At 78.6% G+C, this 1,744-nt stretch carries 2 protein-coding genes; one reads left to right on the top strand and one right to left on the bottom strand.

Annotated elements, in window-relative coordinates:
* Window positions 1–691 (top strand): peptidase C39 family protein (locus B0E53_RS36270; RefSeq protein ID WP_146167966.1); only part of this gene is annotated, 691 nt, incomplete at its 5' end.
* Window positions 692–715: 24 nt separating this feature from the next.
* Here B0E53_RS36270 and B0E53_RS36265 read toward each other — a convergent pair.
* Window positions 716–1,744 (bottom strand): PQQ-binding-like beta-propeller repeat protein (locus B0E53_RS36265; RefSeq protein WP_107079896.1); only part of this gene is annotated, 1,029 nt, incomplete at its 5' end.

Here is a 1,744-nt window from a genome sequence, read left to right as displayed (position 1 = left end):
CCCGCCAGCCACCCGGGCGGGCGCACCCGGCGCTCCGGTCCCCGTGCCGGCCCCGCGGCCCGGCCCGGCCGGCGACGCCCGGGGCCAGGTGCTGGACGTGCCCCGCTACGCGCAGCGGCTGCACGCCGGCGGGGAGACCCGCTGGGGCGGCGGCGGGGACTCCTGGTGCAGCCCCACCTGCGTCTCCATGGTGCTCGACTTCTGGGGCGCCGGCCCCACCCCGGACCGGTACGCCTGGGTCGCCCCGCCGGGCCCCCGGCCGGTGGTGGTGCACGCCGCCCGGCACTGCTACGACCACGCGTACGCGGGGGCCGGGAACTGGGCGTTCAACACCGCGTACGCGGGGCTGCACGGGGTGGACGCCTTCGTCACCCGGCTGCGCTCGCTGGCCGAGGCGGAGCGGTTCGTGGCCGCCGGCATCCCGCTGATCGTCTCGGCGGCCTTCACCCGGGGGCAGGTGCCGGGGCTGGACTACGACACCCGGGGGCACCTGATCGTGCTGGTCGGCTTCACGGCCGACGGCGACCCGGTGCTCAACGACCCGTACGCCCCGGACGACGAGGGAGTCCGCCGGACCGTGCCCCGGGCGGCGTTCGAGGCGGCCTGGCAGGGTGGCAGCGGCGGGGCCGTCTACGTGGTGCGGCCGGAGGCGGTGCCGCTGCCCCCGGCGCCCGCGCAGGCCAACTGGTGACCCAGCCGCAGGCCACCGGATAGGTCAGGGGCCGACCGGCCAGATCGTCAGCCCTCCGGACGGTCGCAGGCAGACCAGCGCCGTGCCCGAGTCGGCGCACTCGTCCCAGGAGCCGGGCAGCACGGCCCGGATCCGGGCCTCCCCGGCCGCCACGTCCAGTGCGCCGACCAGTGTCCGGTCGCCGGTCAGGCGGCGCAGGCCGAGCAGCCGGGCCGGGTCGCCCTCGAAGCCCGTGGTGCGCCAGCGGCCGAGCCGGGCGAGGGTCCGGCCGGTCGCCGGATCGAGCACCGACAGCTCCAGCTCCAGCCCGACGCCGGGCTCGGCGCCGAGCAGCCGGCCGCCGACCGGCGCCATCCCGACCCACCGGTCGTCCACCCAGCTCGGACGACCGGTGGCCGGGTCGAGGGCGCGTACCCCGCCGACCTGGTCGCGGATGCAGACCATCCCGGCGCACTCGACGAACCAGACCCCGGCGCGGGGCTCCACCGGCACGTTCCAGCGCCGGTCCAGCCGGTCCAGCCCGTACGCGGTGACCGTGCCCGGCGCGCCGTCGACCAGCAGCAGGCCGGCCACCACCTGGGTGAACCGGTAGGAGACCCGGTCCGCGGCCGGCGGCACCCGGCCGGCGTGCACCAGCGCACCGGAGTCCGCGTCGTGCACCTCCACCCGGCCGTCCGGGGTGACCAGCACGATCTGCGTCACCCCCCGGTCGCCCGTCCGGTACGCCACCCCGTTGCTGGGCAGCGGCAGCGACCAGCGCACCGCCCCCGAGGCCGGGTCGACGGCCAGGACCGTGCCGGTCCCGGCCGCGCGCGGGGTCTCGAACAGCACCCCGCCCGACCCGGTCGACACCGGGTAGCCGGACTGCCGCCAGCGCACCGCGCCGGTCGCCGGGTCGAGCAGGGTGGAGCGGGTGTCGCCGGCCCCGGCCGGGCTGCTCGTCACCAGCAGCCCGCCGGCCACCGTGCCGAGCCCGAGCACGTGGTCGCCGGCCGGCAGGCTGAACCGCCACAGCGGCTCCCCGCCGGGCAGCCGGTGCCCGGTGACCACCCG

This window comes from Micromonospora sp. MH33 (assembly GCF_003013775.1).
Taxonomy (GTDB): Bacteria; Actinomycetota; Actinomycetes; order Mycobacteriales; family Micromonosporaceae; genus Micromonospora; species Micromonospora fulviviridis.
The sequence above is the reverse complement of the archived record's forward strand: the minus strand, read 5'-3'. Positions and strand labels throughout refer to the sequence as shown.